Source organism: Mycolicibacterium obuense (assembly GCF_055397605.1).
Genome location: NZ_AP043663.1, coordinates 2,544,971 through 2,564,080, shown reverse-complemented (window position 1 = coordinate 2,564,080; position 19,110 = coordinate 2,544,971). Strand labels below are relative to the sequence as shown.

Annotated in this window: 19 protein-coding genes and 1 tRNA gene; 5 read left to right on the top strand and 15 right to left on the bottom strand. The window is 66.5% G+C overall.

All coding sequences use genetic code 11. The annotated features are described in order from the left end of the window. Positions 1–35: 35 nt before the first annotated feature. From ACZ50N_RS12285 to ACZ50N_RS12260, 6 genes are all read right to left on the bottom strand, one after another. Complete coding sequence (locus tag ACZ50N_RS12285; protein ID WP_046363844.1) at positions 36–779, bottom strand: ABC transporter ATP-binding protein; 744 nt, start codon at positions 777–779, stop codon at positions 36–38. Continuing rightward, a complete protein-coding gene (locus ACZ50N_RS12280) occupies positions 763–1,590 on the bottom strand; it encodes an ABC transporter ATP-binding protein (RefSeq protein WP_046363843.1) in 828 nt (275 codons plus the stop codon). The genes ACZ50N_RS12285 and ACZ50N_RS12280 overlap by 17 nt, the downstream gene beginning before the upstream one ends. Beyond that, on the bottom strand, positions 1,587–2,744 hold the full coding sequence (locus ACZ50N_RS12275) for a branched-chain amino acid ABC transporter permease (RefSeq protein ID WP_046363842.1): 1,158 nt from the start codon (positions 2,742–2,744) through the stop codon (positions 1,587–1,589). Before ACZ50N_RS12275 ends, ACZ50N_RS12280 begins: the two co-directional genes overlap by 4 nt. Beyond that, positions 2,741–3,751, bottom strand: coding sequence for a branched-chain amino acid ABC transporter permease (locus ACZ50N_RS12270; protein WP_046363841.1), 1,011 nt, complete (start codon positions 3,749–3,751; stop codon positions 2,741–2,743). The genes ACZ50N_RS12275 and ACZ50N_RS12270 overlap by 4 nt, the downstream gene beginning before the upstream one ends. 73 nt (positions 3,752–3,824) lie before the next feature. After that, positions 3,825–5,036, bottom strand: a complete 1,212-nt coding sequence (locus ACZ50N_RS12265; protein ID WP_464475471.1) for a branched-chain amino acid ABC transporter substrate-binding protein — start codon at positions 5,034–5,036, stop codon at positions 3,825–3,827. 202 nt (positions 5,037–5,238) lie between these two features. Then, positions 5,239–5,868 (bottom strand): two-component system response regulator PdtaR, encoded by a 630-nt coding sequence (locus ACZ50N_RS12260; protein ID WP_464468143.1) that lies wholly within the window; start codon positions 5,866–5,868, stop codon positions 5,239–5,241. Positions 5,869–5,965: 97 nt separating this feature from the next. Between ACZ50N_RS12260 and ACZ50N_RS12255 the strand changes: the two genes are divergently transcribed. The 3 genes from ACZ50N_RS12255 (at position 5,966) to ACZ50N_RS12245 (ending at position 8,019) form a co-directional block, all read left to right on the top strand. Continuing rightward, positions 5,966–6,042, top strand: a tRNA-Leu gene (locus ACZ50N_RS12255). Between the two features lie 100 nt (positions 6,043–6,142). After that, on the top strand, positions 6,143–6,439 hold the full coding sequence (locus tag ACZ50N_RS12250) for a hypothetical protein (protein ID WP_464475470.1): 297 nt from the start codon (positions 6,143–6,145) through the stop codon (positions 6,437–6,439). Positions 6,440–6,717: 278 nt separating this feature from the next. Further along, positions 6,718–8,019: a hypothetical protein gene (locus tag ACZ50N_RS12245; RefSeq protein WP_464475469.1), complete on the top strand. Its 1,302-nt coding sequence runs from the start codon at positions 6,718–6,720 to the stop codon at positions 8,017–8,019. Here the strand turns inward: ACZ50N_RS12245 and ACZ50N_RS12240 are convergent. Continuing rightward, positions 7,978–9,096 carry a PE-PPE domain-containing protein gene (locus ACZ50N_RS12240; protein WP_464475468.1) on the bottom strand — a complete coding sequence of 373 codons (1,119 nt, stop codon included), beginning with the start codon at positions 9,094–9,096 and terminating at the stop codon, positions 7,978–7,980. The genes ACZ50N_RS12245 and ACZ50N_RS12240 overlap by 42 nt on opposite strands. Positions 9,097–9,514: 418 nt before the next feature. Between ACZ50N_RS12240 and ACZ50N_RS12235 the strand changes: the two genes are divergently transcribed. After that, positions 9,515–10,156, top strand: coding sequence for a DUF998 domain-containing protein (locus ACZ50N_RS12235; protein ID WP_464475467.1), 642 nt, complete (start codon positions 9,515–9,517; stop codon positions 10,154–10,156). Here the strand turns inward: ACZ50N_RS12235 and ACZ50N_RS12230 are convergent. Continuing rightward, on the bottom strand, positions 10,107–10,904 hold the full coding sequence (locus tag ACZ50N_RS12230; protein WP_464475466.1) for a nitrilase-related carbon-nitrogen hydrolase: 798 nt from the start codon (positions 10,902–10,904) through the stop codon (positions 10,107–10,109). The two genes, ACZ50N_RS12235 and ACZ50N_RS12230, sit on opposite strands and share 50 nt — an antisense overlap. 50 nt (positions 10,905–10,954) lie before the next feature. On the opposite strand from ACZ50N_RS12230, the gene ACZ50N_RS12225 reads away from it, so the two are divergent. Continuing rightward, the gene (locus ACZ50N_RS12225; RefSeq protein WP_464475465.1) at positions 10,955–12,232 is read left to right on the top strand and encodes an adenylate/guanylate cyclase domain-containing protein; all 1,278 of its coding nucleotides are present in this window, start codon (positions 10,955–10,957) and stop codon (positions 12,230–12,232) included. On the opposite strand, the gene ACZ50N_RS12220 is transcribed toward ACZ50N_RS12225, so the two are convergent. From ACZ50N_RS12220 to ACZ50N_RS12190, 7 genes are read right to left on the bottom strand one after another with little or no spacing between them, the layout of a single operon-like run. Further along, positions 12,207–12,710, bottom strand: a complete 504-nt coding sequence (locus ACZ50N_RS12220) for a Dps family protein (protein WP_048424259.1) — start codon at positions 12,708–12,710, stop codon at positions 12,207–12,209. The two genes, ACZ50N_RS12225 and ACZ50N_RS12220, sit on opposite strands and share 26 nt — an antisense overlap. 32 nt (positions 12,711–12,742) lie before the next feature. Beyond that, on the bottom strand, positions 12,743–14,530 hold the full coding sequence (locus ACZ50N_RS12215; protein ID WP_464475464.1) for a DUF2339 domain-containing protein: 1,788 nt from the start codon (positions 14,528–14,530) through the stop codon (positions 12,743–12,745). Between the two features lie 44 nt (positions 14,531–14,574). Next, positions 14,575–15,231, bottom strand: a complete 657-nt coding sequence (locus ACZ50N_RS12210) for a response regulator (RefSeq protein ID WP_464475463.1) — start codon at positions 15,229–15,231, stop codon at positions 14,575–14,577. Then, complete coding sequence (macS, locus tag ACZ50N_RS12205; protein ID WP_464475462.1) at positions 15,201–16,280, bottom strand: MacS family sensor histidine kinase; 1,080 nt, start codon at positions 16,278–16,280, stop codon at positions 15,201–15,203. Before macS ends, ACZ50N_RS12210 begins: the two co-directional genes overlap by 31 nt. Before the next feature lie 38 nt (positions 16,281–16,318). Continuing rightward, on the bottom strand, positions 16,319–17,071 hold the full coding sequence (locus tag ACZ50N_RS12200) for an amino acid ABC transporter ATP-binding protein (RefSeq protein WP_046366272.1): 753 nt from the start codon (positions 17,069–17,071) through the stop codon (positions 16,319–16,321). Between the two features lie 23 nt (positions 17,072–17,094). Further along, the gene (locus ACZ50N_RS12195; RefSeq protein WP_046366271.1) at positions 17,095–18,012 is read right to left on the bottom strand and encodes an amino acid ABC transporter permease; all 918 of its coding nucleotides are present in this window, start codon (positions 18,010–18,012) and stop codon (positions 17,095–17,097) included. 15 nt (positions 18,013–18,027) lie between these two features. Then, positions 18,028–18,954, bottom strand: a complete 927-nt coding sequence (locus tag ACZ50N_RS12190; protein ID WP_048424262.1) for an ABC transporter substrate-binding protein — start codon at positions 18,952–18,954, stop codon at positions 18,028–18,030. Between the last annotated feature and the right edge of the window lie 156 nt (positions 18,955–19,110).

The following is a 19,110-nucleotide window of genomic DNA, read 5'->3' as shown; positions in this document are numbered from 1 at the left end:
GCAGACACGCACGCTCGCGGGGAAGGGTGGCGCGGTCAGGCGACACCGAGGTAGGCCGCGCGAATACTGTCGTCTGCCAACAACTCTCGTGCGTTGCCCGACCGGGTGACCTCACCGGTCTCCAGGATGTAGGCCCGGTCCGAGCGGCTGAGCGCCTGCTGGGCGTTCTGCTCGACGAGCAGCACGGTGGTTCCCGTCGAGTTGATCTCGGCGATGATCTTGAAGATCTGCGAGATGACCATCGGCGCGAGACCCATCGACGGCTCGTCGAGTAACAGCACCTTGGGTCGAGCCATCAACGCCCGGCCGATCGCGAGCATCTGCTGCTCGCCCCCGGACAGCGTGCCCCCCACCTGGGTCTTGCGCTCCGCCAGCCGCGGAAACGTCTCGAGAATCCAGTCGAGCTTCTCGTCGTGCTCGGCTTTCGACGCGAACTTGCGCCCATAGCAACCCATTTCGAGGTTCTCGAGAATGGTCATGCCGGGGAACACGCCGCGCCCCTCAGGCGCCTGGATCAGGCCGTCGGTGACGCGTCGGTGCGCCTTCACCTTGCTCACGTCCTGCCCGTCGAACCACACCGAACCCGACGTCAGCGGCAGCAGCCCGGAGATCGCCCGCATCATCGTGGTCTTGCCGGCTCCGTTGGAACCGAGCAGCGTGACGAGTTCACCCTCGTGCACCGTCAACGACACCGAATGCAGCGCCTTGATCCGGCCGTAGTGCACCACGACATCGCGGGCCTCCAGAAGCACCGGTCGGGACTCAGCTGAGTTCGTCATCGGGCACTCCCAGGTAGGCGGCGATGACCTTGGGGTCCTCGCGGATCTCGGCGGGCAGGCCGTCGGCGATCTTGCGACCGAACTCCAGCACCACGATGCGGTCGGTCACACCCATCACCAGGCGCATGTCGTGCTCGATCAGCAGCACCGTGTAGCCATCGTCCCGGATCTTGCGGATGAGGTCGATCAGCGCCGACTTCTCGCTCGGGTTGAACCCGGCTGCGGGCTCGTCGAGGCACAGCAGCTTCGGTTCGGTGGCCAGGGCGCGGGCGATCTCGAGGCGCCGCTGGTCACCGTAGGAGAGGTTCTTGGCCTTCTCCTCGCCGCGATGCGCGATGCCGACGAAGTGGAGCAGCGCCGCCGAACGTTCGATCGCCGAGCGCTCTTCGCGCCGGTGCCTCGGCGACCGGAACAGCGCACCAGGCACCGACGTCCGGTGTCGGGCATCGGTACCGACCATCACGTTCTCCAGCGCCGTCATCTCCCCGAACAGCCGGATGTTCTGGAAGGTCCGGGCGATGCCGCGGCGGGTGATCTGGTGCCGTTTGATCCGTCCCAGCGTCTCGCCGTCGAATGTCACCGAACCGGCGCTGGGCCGGTAGACACCGGTGATCGCATTGAAGCAGGTGGTTTTTCCCGCCCCGTTCGGTCCGATCAGGCCGAGGATCTCGCCACGCCGGATGTCGAACGTCACCGAGTCCAGCGCGGTCAGACCGCCGAACTGCACCGTCAGATCCTTGGTGGCGAGCAGCACCTCACCCTCGTCGGCCGCGATCTCGCGGTGTACGCCGGCCAGGTCCTCGATGCTCATTGCGCCGACTCCTTCTCCGCCGGGCCGGTTCTGAGCAGATTGCGCGCCGCCTTGCCGTAGGTGAGCAGCTGCTGGCGAGCCGGAAAGAAGCCCTGCGGCCGGAAGATCATCAGGACGACGAGTGCCAACCCGAAGAACAGGTATTTCAGGTTGCCCATGTCGATGCCCAGGAAGTGCACGCCGAGAAGGCGATTGGGCAGGTAGACGATGATGAACGCGCCCAGGATCACGCCGAGCTTGTTGCCTTGACCGCCGAGCACGACGGCGCACAGGAACAACATCGAGTTGATGATGTTGAACGTCGGCGGTGCGACGTACTGCACCTGGCCCGCGTAGAGCGCCCCGGACAGCCCGCCGATCGCTGCACCGATCGTGAACGCCCACAGCTTGAACTTGAAGGTGTTGACGCCCATCACTTCAGCGGCGTCCTCGTCTTCGCGCACCGCGATCCAGGCGCGCCCGACCCGGCTGCGTTCGAGATTGCCGACCAGCAACAGGATGATGACGATCAGGAGCAGGCCCACCCAGAACCACCAGGTGCCGTAGTTCGCGTCGCCGGTGGAATTCGACACCGAGAACACCCCGCGCGGGTTCTTGTCGCTTTCCAGGATGTGCGGGAAGGCCACCTCGTTGAGTCCACGAGGGCCGTTGGTGATGTCGGCCAGGTTGTCGGCGAGCAGGCGAATGATCTCGCCGAAGCCGAGCGTGACGATCGCCAGGTAGTCGCCGCGCAACCGCAGCGTGGGGAATCCGAGAATCAGCCCGGTCAGCGCGGTGACGGCCATCGCCAGCGGAACACACGACAACCACGCCCACGGCTCGCTGAAGAAGCCCGTCGCGCCCATCCGGTTCCACGGGCTCTCCGGGCTGGTCAACAGCGCGACCGTGTAGGCGCCCACCGCGTAGAACCCGACATACCCGAGATCGAGCAGACCCGCTTGTCCCACAACGACATTGAGGCCGATCGCGATGATCGCGACCATGGCGAACTGCGCCATCGTGCCGCCGAAGCTGATGCCGGGAGTGTCGATGAAGGGCGGGGTGAACAGCGGCGACAGCCCGACGCCGAGGAACAGGATGACGCCGAAGACCCACTTCTGCGGACGGGACAGACCGTCCCACCAGTCCGTCACCCTCGCGATCAAGCCGCTCATGCTCGTGCCTTTCCGAGGCTCTCGCCGAGTATGCCCGTCGGGCGCACCAGCAGCACCAACACCAGCAGCACGAACGCCACCACGTCCCGCCACTGCGTACCGAAGACCGCCTGGCCGTAATTCTCCATGATGCCCAGGATCAGACCGCCCAGAAGGGCGCCGCGCAGATTGCCGATACCGCCGAGCACCGCGGCCGAGAACGCCTTGATGCCGAGCAGGAAGCCGCCCGAGTAGATGATGCCCTGGGGAACCTTGAGCGTGTACAGCAGTGCTGCCGCGCCGGCGAGCAGTCCGCCGATCAGGAACGTCGTCATGATGATGCGCTCCCGGGACACCCCCATCAGCGTGGCGGTGGTCGGATCCTGCGCGACGGCGCGGATACCGCGGCCGAATTTGGTGCGGTTGATCGCGATGTCGGTCAGCACCGCGAGCACCAGTGCGGCGACGATGATGACGATCGTGACGTTGGAGATGGCCACCCCGAAGAAGGTGAACTGAGTCTTGGGCTGCACCAACACGATCGGCTGCTGAGCATTCGGCCCGCCGTAGCCCGGGATCAGCTTGGGCAGGATGAAGAGCACGAACTGCTGCAGCACGAACGACATGCCGATCGCGGTGATCAGGAACGTCAACGAGCGAGCGTGGCGTTTCCGCAGCGGCCGGTAGGCGATGAACTCAAGACCGACGGCCGCGCCGCCGGAGACGAGCATCGCGAACAACATCGCCACGCCGAGATAGACGACGGTCAGCAGCACCCCCTTGTTGTAGGCGTTGCCGCTTGGGGTGAAGCCCAGGATCATGTCCAGCGCGAAATACGCGCCGAACATGCCGAGCATGAAGATCTCGGAGTGGGCGAAGTTGATCAATCGCAGCACCCCGAACACCAGGGTGTAGCCGACCGCCACCAGGGCGTAGATGGCGCCCCAGGACAATCCGTCGATCGTCAGCTGCCAGAAGCTGTCGAACAGCGCCCCGACGTTGAAGTTGATGTTGGCGGCCAGGAACATCGGCGTGGCGTACTCCTCAGGGAGTGCAAAACGCGTCCGAGCCATCAAGCCCGGACGCGTTTCGCGTCAACAGTTACTGAACCTCGTACATCCAGATCAGCGTGGTGGTGAGCTCACCGGCGGGCGTCCACTGGTACTTGCGTGCCACGCCCTGGCCGTCGTAGTTGCGCACGAAGTCGAGCAGCGCGGGCCGGGTGATCGCCCCGGAGTCGATGCCCTTGAGCAGGATCGTCCCCAGGTCGTAGCCCTCGGTGCTGTAGGTGCCGGGCTCCTGGTTGAACTTCTTGGTGTATTCGTCGGCGAAGGCACCGGTGGCCGGGCCGCACGGGCAGGACAGCAGTGCGCCCTTGGAGGATTCACCGGCCTGCTTGACGAACTCGGGGTCCTTGGTGCCGTCGGCGCTGACGAACTTGCCTTCGAAGCCGCCGTCCTTGAGCTGCTGGATGAACGGTGCCGCCTCGGCGTAGTAGCCGCTGTAGAACACCGAATCCGGCCCTGCACCCTTGACCTGCGTGACCGCCGCCGAGAAGTCCTTGTCGCCCTTCTTGACCGAGATGTTGCAGGCCGCGTCGGCCACCGGGCCCAGCGTGTCACGCACCGCCTGAGCCAGGCCCAGGCCGTAGTCGGTGCTGTCGTCGACGACGCACACCTTCTTGTTGGAGAGCGTGTTCTTCAGGTAGTTGGCGACCGAGGGGCCCTGCACGCCGTCGTTGGCCAGCCCGCGGAAGAAGGTCTTCCAGCCGTTCTCCGAGAGGGTCACGTTGGTCGCCGACGCGGTCGCGGCGACGAGGCCGGCCTGGTCGAAGACGCCGCCGGTGGCTTTGGTCTCCCCGGAGAACGCCGGTCCGACGAGGCCGATCGTGTACTGGTCGTCGACGATCTGCGGCGCGATGGCGGTGGCCTTCTGCGGATCGCCTTCGGTGTCGAACGGCTTGAGCTGCACCTGGCAGCCCGGGTTGGCGGCGTTGTGCTTGTCGATCGCCAGCTGCACGCCGTTCTTGATGTTGATGCCGAGCGCGGCATCGGGGCCGTTGAGCGCCCCGGCCATCGCGATCGACACCGGCGGGCAGGTCGCCTTGCCGTCACCGGCCGGATCCGCCGGCGCCGCACCCTCGGCGGCCTTGACCTCCGCGCCGTTCTCGTCGATCTGCACCTTCTCGACGATCTTCAGATTCGCCTGCGACGCCTGCTCCTCGGGCGCACCCTGGTTGCAGCCGGCCAAGGCCAGCATAATCAGGCTCGCTCCCCCGAGAGCAAATGCATTGCGTGCCACGCGACCGCGCACGTCCCACCTCCGGTTCATGTGTTGATCGACACCGACGTGCCTCCCCCGGACGGTGTTGGCGGCGGTGCTTCGCCGACGACCATAACCAACGCATCGCCGTGGTGCGCGATGTTGAGGAACGCGCGGCGCGCATCCGGCGCCCGGATTCAATATCTGGCGGTTCCGGAAACGCAGTCTTAACGGACGGGGTGCTGTTCTGCCGTCATTCCGCGGGTGCGGCGGCCTCGGCGGCCGGCGGGTCCAGTGTTTCGAGGACGACCTCGGCGACGCGCTTCATCGTGGTGCGGCGGTCCATCGCGGCCCGCTGAATCCACTTGAACGCTTCCGGCTCGGACATGTTCTGCTTGCTCTGCAGCAAACCCTTCGCCCGCTCGACGAGCTTGCGCGTCTCCAGGCGATCGGAGAGGTTGGCGACCTCTCTCTCCAACTCGGTGATCTCGCTGAACCGGCTGACCGCCACCTCGATGGCCGGGATCAGATCGGTGATGTTGAAGGGTTTGACCAGATAGGCCATCGCGCCGGCGTCGCGGGCGCGCTCGACGAGCTCGCGCTGGCTGAAGGCGGTGAGGATGACGATCGGCGCGATGCGTTTGGTGGCGATCTCCGCGGCGGCGTCGATGCCGTCGCGCCGAGGCATCTTGACATCCATGATCACCAGATCAGGGCGCAGGGATTCGGCGAGGTCGACGGCCTCCTGACCGTCGCCGGCCTCCCCGACGATCTCGTAGCCCTCCTCGCGCAGCATCTCGGCCAGGTCCAGGCGGATCAGCGCCTCGTCCTCGGCGATGAGCACTCGGTGCGGCGCGGCGGCATCTGTCGGGGACCCAGTCATGCTCCACATTCTGTCCGGCGACGCCCGAATGAGCGAGCGCGGGGCCATCCTCTAAGGTGAGAGGCCGCACTGAGCGCCGCAGCGCAACGTGCGGGACGCCCCCGTATCCCAACTGGCAGAGGAAACGGATTCAAAACCCGTCCAGTGTGAGTTCGAATCTCACCGGGGGCACCACGACTGGACTTTGAACGGCCGTAGGTCAGAACTTTCCCGTCATCGCCACGGGTTGCTTTCCATCTTTTGCAGCAATCCGACTGCGTCCTACCCTTCATCCATGGGGGAACGGGGGGATCGCTTCGCGCGCTGGTTCGTCGCGCTACCGAAGGGGCGAAAGTTCATTCTGTCGGCGGTCATGGCCTCGACCGCGATCCTGGCGCCGGCGCTGCTCGCAACGCAATTCATTGCAGCGGAGACGGGGTCGTCGAACGAGATCACGGTGTGGTGTGACCCGCAGGGTCGAAAGACCATTGATGGAGTGGAGACCCCGAAGGTCACCATCAGCCGAGACGATCCACGGTTCGACGAATCGGATCTGGACGCCACCATGTTTCGACTCTGCGCCCTGATGTGACCTCTGACGGCGGAACTTTGCGATTGCTCTGCCTGGGATCACGCCGAGCAAAGCACCGTGACTGGTCCTGACGACGAGTGTCGGCGTCGCACCCGCCGCTGCAGATCACCTCCCGACGACCGCCGACGGCGACAATCCGCATGAAAACTGTCGCCTACGTGGTCAAATAAGCATGGACGTCAATTCCTTGATTTTGCCGGGCGGCCTCGAGAGGACAGCCCCCGCGATGTCCGCGACGCGGGATGAGCTAGCCAGCAGTGCAGGTCAGCAAATTGATCATGATTGGCTCGAAACGCCACAGAAGTTTGCCGGTGACGATAATGTCCCCCGCTGAGGGATCAGGGGGATCTCCTGTTGCGGGAGGAAACAACGTGAAGACGGGTTCAATTCTCGCTGCCGGCATGTCAGCGACGGCGGCGGCACTTCTCTTCGCACCGGTGGTCCATGCCGCGCCCGTCGGCGACCCGGACAGTCGGGACGATGCCGGGCTGCACCACACGGTCGATGCCACCACGGCCGGCGACTCCTACACCACCAACCCAATCCCGCACACGAGTGCCGTGCGGCCACTGCGAGCCGCCGTGGAGAACTCCGACGGGCCCAGCCACGACCAATTGGTGAAACTGTCGACGATCCTCGAGCGGATCCTGGACTCGGAGGACGTCCACGACAGCGGCCATGAGAAGAAGAGGTGGCAGACCGCTCCATACCAGCGAGTCGATCAGCGGAGCGGTTCGCAGAATCGCGAGACAAAGGTGTCGGCGCTCGCGGCAGTATCGGGGTCGATTGCCTACATGGACGGCATCTTCAACGTCGGCCCCGGCTGGCGGACCATCACCATGCCCGACGGCAGCAAGTGCGGCGCCGGCTGCAACGAGGTGACATGGAACTACATGTCCAGCACCGGTAAGACGGGCTCGGCGGCAGCGGCCGGGGCATGGATGGATGCCCACAACACGCCGGATGCGGTGCTCTACACCTACTCTGGGTCCGCTGTCGGCGCCCAGGATGCACGTGCGCTCCGTCCTGAATGGCAGGGCACGATCATTCAGCTGGGCTCCCCTGCCCGTCCCAACAACGGGGCGACCTACGAGCAGGGTGGTCGTCCCGTGCTGCAGGTCGGCGGCGGGAACATCGAGTACATCAGCACCAAGAGCGACGAGGCAGCGGTGCGAAGATGGCCTTTGGGCAGCCACACCATTGGCTACCGGGGGCGGGATTTCTCTAAGGAGACGCCTCTGTCGGAGAACCGGTACGGCGACAACGTGACCGACCGGGTCTACGCCGATCCGCCGCTCGGGACCGTGTTATTCGGCGGCCTGTTCACCCCGAAGCCCACTCCCGAAAAGATGCTCGACGACGGTTATGTCGGTAAGCACCGCCTTGACGAAACGTCAACGGAGCGTAGGCAAGTGATGAAAAACCTGGTGGACGACGTCAAAAGGGTCACCACCACGACGAAGAGGGAGACACGGTATCTGAACAAGAAGCCCCGCCTCCGTGACGAAGGCGGGGCTTCCCGGGAGAGCTGGAGCGGGTCAGCTCTCCGATCCGGTGCTGTTGCTCCCGGAGTCCGATGACGAAGCGGCGCCGGCCGTTTCCTTCTTTTCCGGCGCGGCTTCTTTCGTCGCCTTCTTGTCCTTCTTGGTGGTCAACTTCTTGACCTCGGTCTTGATGGTGTCGCCCAGGTCCTTGAGCACGTTCTTCTTGACCTTCGTCGTGTCGGCGCTGTCGTCGTCGGCATCCGCGGCGCGGTGCTTACCCACGTAGTCCGACAGGGTCTTGCGTACCGGCGGCGACACGGCGTCTTGCGAATCATCGATCGGGACAGAGACTTTGAGTGTCTGATTGACGACGTTGGACGGCGCGGCTTCCGGCAGTGGAATGCTGACGATGCCGGTCTGCCACTTCTTCTTCTCGAAGTAGCTGTTGCGCTTGTACGCCGAATCAATGATCGGCTTGAGCATCGTGCTCAGCTTTGCCAGCTGCGCGGGATCAGCGCCCGCCTCCAACATCGGGTGTAGTAGCGGCAGGATGTCCCCGGTGTAGGGAATCACGATCGTGGTGGTCTTCCCGCCGTCGGCGTTCGTGTCCACCTTGTAGAGCGTCGGGTCGTTCACGAAGTCGGTGTTGAATGCCGCGTCCACATGGAGCAGGTCCGCCCCCTGCATCGCGTTCAGCACCGCGAGGATGTTCAGCATGTTGTCGGGCATGTCGGCGACACCGTCGTACTCCGCCGACACCATGTAGACGTCGTACGGGGTGACGGGGATGTCGGGCCGGTACTTGACGCCGGCGTAGTAGATGCGGCTCGGCGCCCCGTAGATCATCACGTTCATGTGGTCGGCGTCGGGGACCGTGCCGCCGGCCTCCCGAGTCGCCTCCAACTGCCGCAGCGCCTGGAGCACCGACGGCGCACCCTTGGACACGCCGCCGATGGTCAACACGATGTCCGGGTCGGCAGTCTTGGCGTCGACGACCGCGTTGTACAGGTTTGTCGCACCTTCCGGGATGGACTTCGAGAAGTCGGCATCCCCGGGGAACGGAACGCTGACGCGTTGGTCATAGGGGCGGAAGTAGCCCCCGAACGCCGTTTCCATCTGCTGCTCGGTGAGGGTGGCATAGGACCCCTGCCCACCCACCAGCAACGCCGTCACCCCGTTGCATCCCTTCTCGGGACATGGAACGACGTCTGCCGCTTGAGCGACAGGAGCAAATATCAGCGCACCAACGATCGCGCTCCCCGCGAACTGAACTGAGCGCCTGTGAATGCGCGTGATTGTGACACTGTTTCCCATTGATACCCTCCCCCGATCAAAAATAGGAACTCTATTGAGACCCCCATTTGAGGCACTTTAGCAGTAAGAAACGTCTGATTGCGTGCTTACAGCAAATATTGACGAGCATTGGTAGCCATCGAAGAACTCCCGGCGCCGGAAGGCGGGTCGTCCAGACCGAGTCGAGCTGAAACACGCACCGAGGTGCAGTTTCAGCAAGCAAACATGATCGCCGTGCAGCGCCACTGAGAGCCACCCCTGCGGACGATGTGCAATTCCGCGCTGGCACGCTGGTGATGTGCGCCCGCCCCGCTCGACCACCGTGCGACGGGCAGCCGGCGCACTCGCCCTGGTTGCCGGCATCAGCTATCTGATCGTCGAAGCGATCGCCGCATCGCGGATACCGGCCTACAGCTACGTGGGCAACGTCGTCAGTGACCTGGGCCGGCCGACGTCCCCGCTGGCGTGGTGGATGAACGCAGCGTTCCGCGTTCAGGGCATGGCGTTCGTCGTCACTGGCGCGGTCCTGATTGCGACGTCGCGGCCGACACGCGGAGCACTGACCTTCACGGTGTTCGCCTGCTTCTACGGGGCCGGCTCGGTGCTGGTCGGCTTGGTTCCCAGCGGGGCCGGCGGGACGACCCAGCTACTGCACGTCGCCGGTGCCACCGCGGCGATCGTCGGGGGCAACCTCGCGCTGCTCACGGCCGGCATCATCGGACTCCCGCGTCGATCCGCGTCGGCTCGAGCCGCCGGCTACGCACTCGGTGGCATGGGCCTGGCGGCCGCGGCCGCCCTCATCAGCACCGGCATGCCGCAGGGGGCGTGCGAACGGGCGGCGGTCTACACGATCATCGCGTGGCAACTCGTGGCGGGTGTCGGCCTGTTGCTCAGTACAGGTCCAGCCGACGGTCGTCGAGCACGTGGACGTACTCGGTGATGTTCTTGTCGCGGCTCAACGACAGATCCAGATCAGCCGCCGCAACGGCCTCCCCGGGCCCCGCCTCGGCCACCACCCAGCCATCGGCAGCGACAATTGCCGTGCCTTCTGTCCAGCGCTGACCACGTTCGACACCCGCGCGGTCGCACACCGCGACGGCGACACGGTTCGTGCGAGCCGTCGACATGGCGGTGATCACCTCGCCGGGGTGCTCCCCTTCCGGGCGCGGAAACAGCGGCCAGTTCACGGGCGCGACGATGAGATCGGCGCCTCCCACCACGGCCAGCCGCGTCAGTTCCGCGAATTCCAAGTCGTAGCACAGCATCACGGCCACCGCGCCGTGCCGAGTCTGCAGCACGGGCGGCAGATCGCGACCGGGGGTGAAGATCAGCTTCTCCCGGTCCCACAGATGGGTCTTGCGGTAGACCGCCGATACCCCGCCCTCATCGAGCACAGCGGCGCTGTTGTAGAGCACGCCGTCCTCGCCCAATTCGCAGAACCCGAGCACGACCAATGAATCACCCGCTGCCTCAGCCCATCTCGTGAACCGCGGATCGTCGCGCGTGAGTGCCACCGAGCGGGCCTCGGCCTCGTCACTGAGCATGTAGCCGGACGTCACCAGTTCGGGGAGGACGATGATGTCTGCGCCGGCAGACCGTGCGTCGTTGATCGCGGCGCTGATGCGCTCGGCGTTGCCGTCGAGATCACCGATCTGCGGATCGATCTGGCAGCACGCGATACCCGTCATTCGAGCAGGTTATCGCTGCGATCGGCGATAAGCTCGCCACTGTGCGCAACGTGCGATCCGTCTGCGTGCCCGAGGTGGCACTCGAGGGGCGCGCGACCTCGCTCAGCCGCCACCGAGCCGAGGCGGTGTCGCGCCGGATCCGGGTACTGACCATCGCGGGCTGGATCGCCGCTGCGGTCTCGCTGATCTTCGGCTCGTTCCAGGTCGTCGTCGGCGGAGGATTCGCGTGGCTGGGCGTCGTCAACATCCTGTGCGGGCTGGCCTTCCTGAGCATCCCGCGGTTGTGCCCGCTCGGCGAGGTCGTCGCACCCGTGACGTTCGTGGTTGTCGCCTATGTCTCGGTTTCGTTCTTCTGCTACACGATGGGCACTGATTCGGGGTTGCAGTTCTACTTCCTGGTTGCCGCCTCCCTGACGGTTCTCACGCTGGGCATCGAACGCATCGCGTTGGCTTCGCTGATCGCCGGCACGGGGGTGGCCCTCATCATCGTGCTGGAACTGACCGTGCCCGGCGACCGCGGCCTCGGCCCCTCCTGGTTCCTGAAGGTCGGGTTCATCTGCTCGGTGGTGTCGACGGTCGTGATGATCGTGGCGACGCTGTGGTACACGCTGCGTGAGACCGAGCGTGCCGAGCGGGCGATGGAGGCCGAATACGAACGGTCCGAACGCCTCCTGGCCAACATCCTGCCCGAGACCATCGCCGACCGGCTCAAGGATCCGGCCCGCTCGGTGATCGCCGACAAGTACGACGACGCATCGATCCTGTTCGCCGACATCGCTGGCTACACGAAACGCGCGAGCGACACCGCACCCGCCGAACTCGTCCGGTTCCTCGACCGGCTCTACACCGATCTCGACGCACTGGTCGACAGGCACGGCCTGGAAAAGGTCAAGACAAGTGGGGATTCCTACATGGTGGTCAGCGGTGTACCCACGCCGCGCGCCGACCACCTCGAGGCCCTGGCGGCATTGGCTCTCGACATGGCGGACGCCGTGTCCGGACTGACCGACGCACAGGGGCGGGCGGTGCCCCTGCGGATCGGGATGGCGTGCGGGCCCGTGGTGGCCGGCGTCGTGGGCGCCAGAAAGTTCTTCTACGACGTGTGGGGCGACGCGGTCAACACCGCCTCGCGGATGGAGACCACCGATGTCGAGGGCCGGATCCAGGTGCCCGACGCGGTCTACGAACGGTTGCGCGATCGCTTCGTGCTCGAAGAGCGGGGCCTGGTCGACGTGAAGGGCAAGGGCCCGATGCACACCTGGTATCTGGTGGGGCGCCGGACCCCTGCCGCCACGTCGGTCGTCACACCTTCCGGTTCTCCGACTTGAGCAGCCAGGCCAGCTTCTCCAATCCGTCGATCAGCTGATGCAGGATGTCGGCGGTGCTGGGGTCTTCGCTGTCGACCGTGTCGTGCACGTCCCGCAACGTCGCCACGACGGCGTAGATGCGCGTGGTGACGAGGTCGACGACCTCGGCGGTGCTGTGTTCGAACGCGGGGAACTCGGGCAGCGTCGTGGTGGCGGCGACGGTGTCGGATCGACCGTCGGGCACTGCGTCGAGCGCACGCATGCGTTCGGCGACGGTGTCGCTGGCCTCCCGGGCGAAGTCGACGACCTCGTCGAGCTGCAGATGCAGATCGCGGAAGTTGGAGCCGACCACATTCCAGTGCGCCTGCTTGCCCTGGAGGTGGAGTTCGATGACGTCGACGAGTACGCGTTGCAGCGCCTCGGTCAAGGCCGGTGATGCCTGGAAGCCGACGATCTCGGCGTCGGTCCTGCGTGACGGGGACAGAGTGTTCATACCCATGACAACATCTCCTTTTCTGGACTGAATCCAGTTTAGTGCGTGTCGGCGGTCACCTGGTCCTGACGCTCGAGCAGTCGCGCGTAGCCGGCCCCCATGCCGAGCAGGATCAACCCGACGACGATGAACACCGTCACGCGGAACATTCCGTCCAGCGTGCCCAGGTCGAACAGGAACAGCTTGGCCACCGCGGCACCCACCAGACCGAGGCCGCCGGCGATCGGCACCGACCGGTCGGCACGTGGCAGACGCACGGCATGGCCGAGCAGCGCCGCCGCCATCGCGATCCAGCAGATCGTCGCCACCATGTGCCCTGCGTAGAAGCCGCGGCCCTCGCCACCGATCAGCACGCCGGCGGTGACCGCGAACGACGTGATCGCGTACGCGACGACGCCGACGGCGACCGCGGCGCCGACCGCACGCGCGGGACCCGGCCACGCCCAGGCGATCGCGACCGCCGCGACGCCGAGCAGAATGCTCGACACGAGGATCGACACGCCCGCGGTGTGCGCAGTGGCCGACGCTGACAGCACGCTGCTCGGCGAAGCGTAGGCGAAGTGGATCAGCGCCCCGATCGCCGCGAAAACGGTTGCGGCACAGCGCGCGATGACATCGCGCCGACCGGCGACCGCCACCACGACGGCCATCGCGAGCAGAACGGGGCCCGCCACCGGCCCGTCGAACGCGACCGTCACCGCGATCAGCGCGGTCACCGCCGACAGGGCCGCGAACACCCGACGGGCGACGCCGCCGATGCCCGGCAGCTGATCGCCCACCAGCACGATCGCCAGCAGAGTCCCGGACAGGGCCGCGATCATCAGCGCTGCGACCCCACGGTCGACGACCAGACCGACGCACAGCAGCGGCGTCACGCCGGCGGCGGTCAGAAGTGCGATGACGGCCCCACGACGTGAGCCGGGCAGCAGCACCACTGCCGCGACGACCGCCAGCAGCGCAGCGATCGCGCAGGCGCCGGCGAGCCAGAGGTCGTCGCGCCCGTCGATGTGGCGCACGACGAGCCCGAACAGAAGAGGAAGGGTCGCCGCGGCGATGCGCGCGGCGTGCAGCCACACCCAGTCCCTGCCCAGTTGCACCGGCAACGAGGCGGCGGCGAGCGTCAGCATGAAGCCGATCAGCAGCAACGTGTTTCCGTCGGTGACGACCGGCGCGAGCACGGTCAGCGGAATGAGCACCAACAGGCCGAGCTGCTGGGAATCCCACCGGCGAGCGAGCGTCAGACCCGCACCGCCGACCACCGAGGCCAGCAGCAGCCCCACCACCGCGGGCGCCCATTCGTAGATGGTCGTGATCGCGATGACGTCCATGTAGGCGGCGGCGATCCCGGTGGCCGCCAGTGCGATCGCACCGACGCGACCTCCGGGACGGCTGTGCAGCCGCCATGCGGCACCCACCAGCCCGCCGGCCAGCACTGCTCCGCCGAACACCCGGAACTCGGGCCGGAGAATGCCGGCCTGCGCGGCGAGCACCAGCAGGAGCACGACGCCCATCAACGTCACCGCGACGCCGGCGACGGCCAGCAGCTTGCCGATCCAGCCCTCCGAACGCGCGGGCCGCGGAGGCGCCGGCGGCAGCGGAGGCGACGCCGGGCGGGGCACATACGCGGGTACCGGTGGCGGTACGTACGGCGGCGGTGCGGGAGGTGGCGCCATGGCGGGCGCGGGCGCGGGCCGCGGCGGTGCGGGCCGCGTCGAAAGAATCCGGTCGAGTTCGGCGAGGTCGGCCGAGACCCGGGCCAGCTGCTGCGACAGCGCGGTGAACTCGGCGGACAACCGGGCGACGACGGGTGCGTGCGGTTCGGTCATGACGCCATGGTGGCAACTCGAATGCCCACCGCGGATGAGTACAACTACTCGTCGAGCCCGTGCTCGATCGCGTAGCGCGCCAATTCGACGCGGTTGGCCACCTGCAGCTTGCGGAACGTGGCCTGCACGTGGTTCTCGACGGTGCGGTGACTCAACGACAGCCGGGCGGCGATCTGCTTGGCGGTCAACCCTTTCGCGACATGGCGCAGGATCTCGGTCTCCCGCTCGGTCAGGCTCGGCTGCGCAGGGCCGGGCTCGTCGCGGGCGATGCGCCGGTACTCCCCCAGCACCAGACCCGCCAGACCCGGCGTGAACACCGCGCGGCCCTGCGCGGTGGCCCGCACCGCGTCAGCGAGATCCTGTTTGGAGGCGCTCTTGACCAGGTAGCCGGTGGCCCCGGCTTTGACGGCCTCCAGCACGTCGTCGCGTTCGTCGGATGCCGAGAGCACCAGTACTTGCGATGACGGGGACACGGCCAGCACCTGTGCGGTGGCTTGCGCGCCGTCGCCGTCGGCGAGGCGCATGTCCATCACGACCACCGCGGGGCGGACCACGGCAGCGCGGCGCGCCGCGGCACCCACCCCGTCGGCCGTCGCCACCACGTCGAACCCGTCGTCGGCCAGGTCGCGCGCCACCGCGTCGCGCCAGATCGGGTGGTCGTCGACGACCATCACCGTGACCGCGGTACCGTCAGCTCCCATTCGACCCCCATCCCGGGGCCGGTGTGCAGTTCCGCCCGGCCGCCCAGCCAATCCATCCGTCCCACAATTGATTTCGCAATCCCGATGCGTCCCTCGGCCACGGCTTCGGCGAGCCGCCCGTCGGGAATCCCGACACCGTCGTCGCGCACGCTGACCGTCACGGCGTCGTCGAGATCTTCCACCAGAACATACGCGCGGGCAGTGTGACCGGCGTGCGCCTCGACGTTGTCGAGCGCGTTGCCGACGGCGGCGCACAGTTCGTCGGCGATCGCGGAGTCCAGCAGCACGGGATGCGCGGGCACACTCACCGACACCCGGTCGGTGGCCCGACGCCGCAGCATCGCACCGAGGTCAGCGTGGGTCCCGCCGGCGCCCGCCTCGTCGCCCGCGACCACCAGACGGCGCAACGCGCGCTCCTGCTCACCGGCCAGCTCAGCCAATTGGATTGTCTCGCTGCCGATCTCATGGCCACGACGCGCCACCAGGGCCAGCACCTGCAGGACCCCGTCGTGCACGTGGCGGGACAACCGCTCGCGTTCTTCGACTGACGCGGACAGTCGAGCGGCCCGTTCCAGTTCTGCGTGCGCACGCCGTGCAGTCTGTGCGGCCATCCCGACCGCCAAGCCCACCGCCAGTTCGATGACGATCGTCGCGTTGCGGCTGACGTCGACGTTGACGTAACCCTTGAGCGCCGCCCCGAGCGACATCACCACCAGGCCGACCAGCATCCCGCCCACCGGGCCGAACAGAATGGCCGCCGAGATCGTGGCATTGGTGGCCCACAGCGTGGTCGGCAACGACTGGTTGTCGGCGATCCACGCATCGGAGGCGACGAGCTCGGTGCACATCACCAGCGCCACCACCACAGCCAGCTCGGTGAGCACCCACGCCGGGCGACGGCCGAACCCCTGCAGGTAGGCGACCGCGCACACCGCGCTCCAGACCACCAGCGCCGCGAAGACCACCCAGCCGCCGACCGGGCGGGCCAGCTCGTCGTTGACCGCGAGCCCGAAGCCCAGCGCGTAGAGGCAGCTGAGCAGACGGAACACCTGAGCCGCCCGCCACAGCGGGGTGACCGGATCGGGTGCTACATCACCTTGGAGAGAAACGCCTGGGTCCGTTCGTGTTGGGGGTTGGTCATGATCGTGCGCGGGTCACCCCGCTCGACGACGACACCGCCGTCCATGAACGCCAGCTCGTCGGCGACCTCCCGCGCGAAGCCCATCTCGTGCGTGACGACGACCATCGTCATCCCCTCGGACGCCAGCGTCTTCATCACGGTGAGGACCTCGCCGACCAGCTCGGGGTCCAGTGCCGAGGTGGGCTCGTCGAACAGCATCAACTTCGGATCCATCGCCAGGGCCCGGGCGATCGCGACCCGCTGCTGCTGACCGCCCGACAGCTGCGCCGGATAGGCGCCGGCCTTGTCGGCCAACCCCACCCGGTCGAGCAGTTCCTTGCCGCGCTCGGTGGCCTTGGCTTTGTTGACACCCTTGACCTGGATCGGCGCCTCGATGACGTTGCCCAGCGCGGTGCGGTGCGGGAACAGGTTGAAGTGCTGGAACACCATGCCCACCTCGCGGCGCTGCTTGGCGACCTCACTGGGCTTCATCTCGTGCAGTTTGCCGCCACGCTCGGTGTACCCGACCAGTTCGCCGTCGACGTAGAGCCGGCCCGCGGTCACCGTCTCCAGATGGTTGATGCATCGCAGAAACGTCGACTTGCCGGAGCCCGACGGCCCGACGAGCACGAGCACCTGCCCCTTCTGCACCTCCAGCGTGATGCCCTTGAGGACCTTGAGTGCGCCGAAGTCCTTGCACACCAGCTCGGCCTTCACCATGGGCCGGGCCTCCGCTGTTTGCGTCACATCCCACCTGTACTTGCCTGCGCCTTGGCCAGCGCCTCGAGTTGCTTGGTTGTCAGCTTGCGTGACGCGCCTCGGGAGAAGTACCGCTCCAGGTAGTACTGGCCGACCATCAGGATGCTCGTCACCACCAGGTACCAGAACGCGGCCACCATGAGCAGCGGCACGGGTTCGAAGGTACGCGCGGCGATCTCACGAGCGGTGATCCCGAACAGGTCCAGCGTGAACGGCACCGCGGTCACCAGCGACGTGGTCTTCAGCATGCTGATGACCTCGTTGCCGGTGGGCGGGATGATCACCCGCATCGCCTGCGGCAGCACGGTGCGCCGCATCGCCAGCCCCCACGACATGCCCAGCGCCGTCGACGCCTCGAGCTGCCCCTCGGGCACCGACGTGATTCCCGCGCGGATGATCTCGGCCATGTAGGCGGCCTCGTTCAGAGCCAGGCCCAGCGTGGCGAGCAGGAACGGGATCGACAGGCTCTGCAGGTCCAGCTGGAAGAACGACGGACCGAACGGCACGCCGAGCCGCACCTGCTGGTAGATCGTCGGGATCAGGCCCCAGAACACCAACTGCACGTAGATCGGTGTGCCGCGGAAGATCCACAGGTACACCCACGCCACCCAGCGGAACACCGGGTTGGGCGAGAGCCGCATGACGGCCAGCAGCACCCCAAGGGCGACGGCCAGCACCATCGAGTACACCGTCAGCTGCAAGGTGTTGACCAGTCCGACCGTCAGCACCCGCTGGTCGAACAGGTACTCGGCGAACACCGACCAGCGGTAGGCCGGATTGGTGGCCGCCCCGTAGATGAACAGGCCGGCCAGGATGAGGATGACGGCCGCCGCCACCCACCGCCACGGGTGCTTCAGCGGTACCGCGTCGATGGTCTGCGGCGGCGCGCCGGCATCACTCATCAGATTCGCTTTCGCCTAGGAGACCGCGCCGTTGATCACGGGCTTGTCGATCATGCCTGCTTCCAGGCCCCAGTTCCCGGCGATCTCCTTGTACTTGCCGTTCTCGATCAGGTGCTCGAGAGCCTGCAGCAGCGACTGCGCCAGAGGCGATCCCTTGGCGACCGGCCACCCGTACGGCGCCGAGTCGAAGGTCTCGCCGGCCTGCTCGAGCTTGCCGTTGGTCTGCTTGATCGCGTACAGCGTCACCGGCGAATCCGCAGACATCGCGTCGGCCTGGCCGAGCACCACGGCGTTGGTGGCCGCGTCCTGCCCGTCGAACGGCACGATGCTGATCGCCGGCTTGCCTTCGTCGGTGCACTTCTTGCTCTTCGCCGGCAGCTCGTCGGTCTCCTGGACGGTGGTGGCCTGCACCGCGACCTTCTTGCCGCACGCGTTGTTCGGGTCGATGCCGGCGCCGGGCTTCTGCGCCCAGGCCGTGCCTGCCGAGAAGTAGGTGACGAAGTCGACCGACTGCTCGCGCTCCTTGCTGTCGGTGAACGACGACATCCCGACGTTGAAGGTGCCGCCCTGGATCGACGGGATGATCTTGGCGAAGTCTGCCTCGCGGTACTCCGGGGTCAGCCCGAGCGTGCCGGCGATCGCATTCATCAGGTCGACGTCGAAGCCGACGATCTTGCCGCTCTCATCCTTGAACTCGTTCGGGGCGTAGGGAATGTTGACGCCGATGACGAGCTTGCCGGAGGACTTGATGGCCTCGGGCACCGTATTGGCGATCTCTTCGACCTTCTCCGCCGGAGCCGCACTGGCGCTCGAGCTGCCGCCACCGCTTCCGCCCGAGTCACCGCCGCTGGCACAGCCCGACAACGTCAGGGCACCCGTTGCGGCGAACACCGCCACAGCCCGCCAGATCTTCGTCCGGCGGTCTTGCTTTTCACCCAACACTGTTGCCTCTACTTTCTCTGCGGCATGTCCAGCCAAGGACGTTAACGACCGATGACCCGGCGCGCAGCGCCGGTAACGGAACAGTAGTAGAGCTGTAACGCTGTAGCAGGAGAAAGCAAGCTATCCCGGATATGCGACACCTCTTGTGCCACACTG

Bases quoted from the DNA above. Each gene is read 5' to 3' on its own strand.
- ACZ50N_RS12285 (WP_046363844.1), bottom strand. From the start codon at position 779: ATGACGAACTCAGCTGAGTCCCGACCGGTGCTTCTGGAGGCCCGCGAT.
- ACZ50N_RS12280 (WP_046363843.1), bottom strand. From the start codon at position 1,590: ATGAGCATCGAGGACCTGGCCGGCGTACACCGCGAGATCGCGGCCGAC.
- ACZ50N_RS12275 (WP_046363842.1), bottom strand. From the start codon at position 2,744: ATGAGCGGCTTGATCGCGAGGGTGACGGACTGGTGGGACGGTCTGTCC.
- ACZ50N_RS12270 (WP_046363841.1), bottom strand. From the start codon at position 3,751: ATGTTCCTGGCCGCCAACATCAACTTCAACGTCGGGGCGCTGTTCGAC.
- ACZ50N_RS12260 (WP_464468143.1), bottom strand. From the start codon at position 5,868: ATGACTGGGTCCCCGACAGATGCCGCCGCGCCGCACCGAGTGCTCATC.
- ACZ50N_RS12250 (WP_464475470.1), top strand. From the start codon at position 6,143: ATGGGGGAACGGGGGGATCGCTTCGCGCGCTGGTTCGTCGCGCTACCG.
- ACZ50N_RS12245 (WP_464475469.1), top strand. From the start codon at position 6,718: ATGATTGGCTCGAAACGCCACAGAAGTTTGCCGGTGACGATAATGTCC.
- ACZ50N_RS12230 (WP_464475466.1), bottom strand. From the start codon at position 10,904: ATGACGGGTATCGCGTGCTGCCAGATCGATCCGCAGATCGGTGATCTC.
- ACZ50N_RS12220 (WP_048424259.1), bottom strand. From the start codon at position 12,710: ATGGGTATGAACACTCTGTCCCCGTCACGCAGGACCGACGCCGAGATC.
- ACZ50N_RS12215 (WP_464475464.1), bottom strand. From the start codon at position 14,530: ATGACCGAACCGCACGCACCCGTCGTCGCCCGGTTGTCCGCCGAGTTC.
- ACZ50N_RS12210 (WP_464475463.1), bottom strand. From the start codon at position 15,231: ATGGGAGCTGACGGTACCGCGGTCACGGTGATGGTCGTCGACGACCAC.
- ACZ50N_RS12200 (WP_046366272.1), bottom strand. From the start codon at position 17,071: ATGGTGAAGGCCGAGCTGGTGTGCAAGGACTTCGGCGCACTCAAGGTC.
- ACZ50N_RS12195 (WP_046366271.1), bottom strand. From the start codon at position 18,012: ATGAGTGATGCCGGCGCGCCGCCGCAGACCATCGACGCGGTACCGCTG.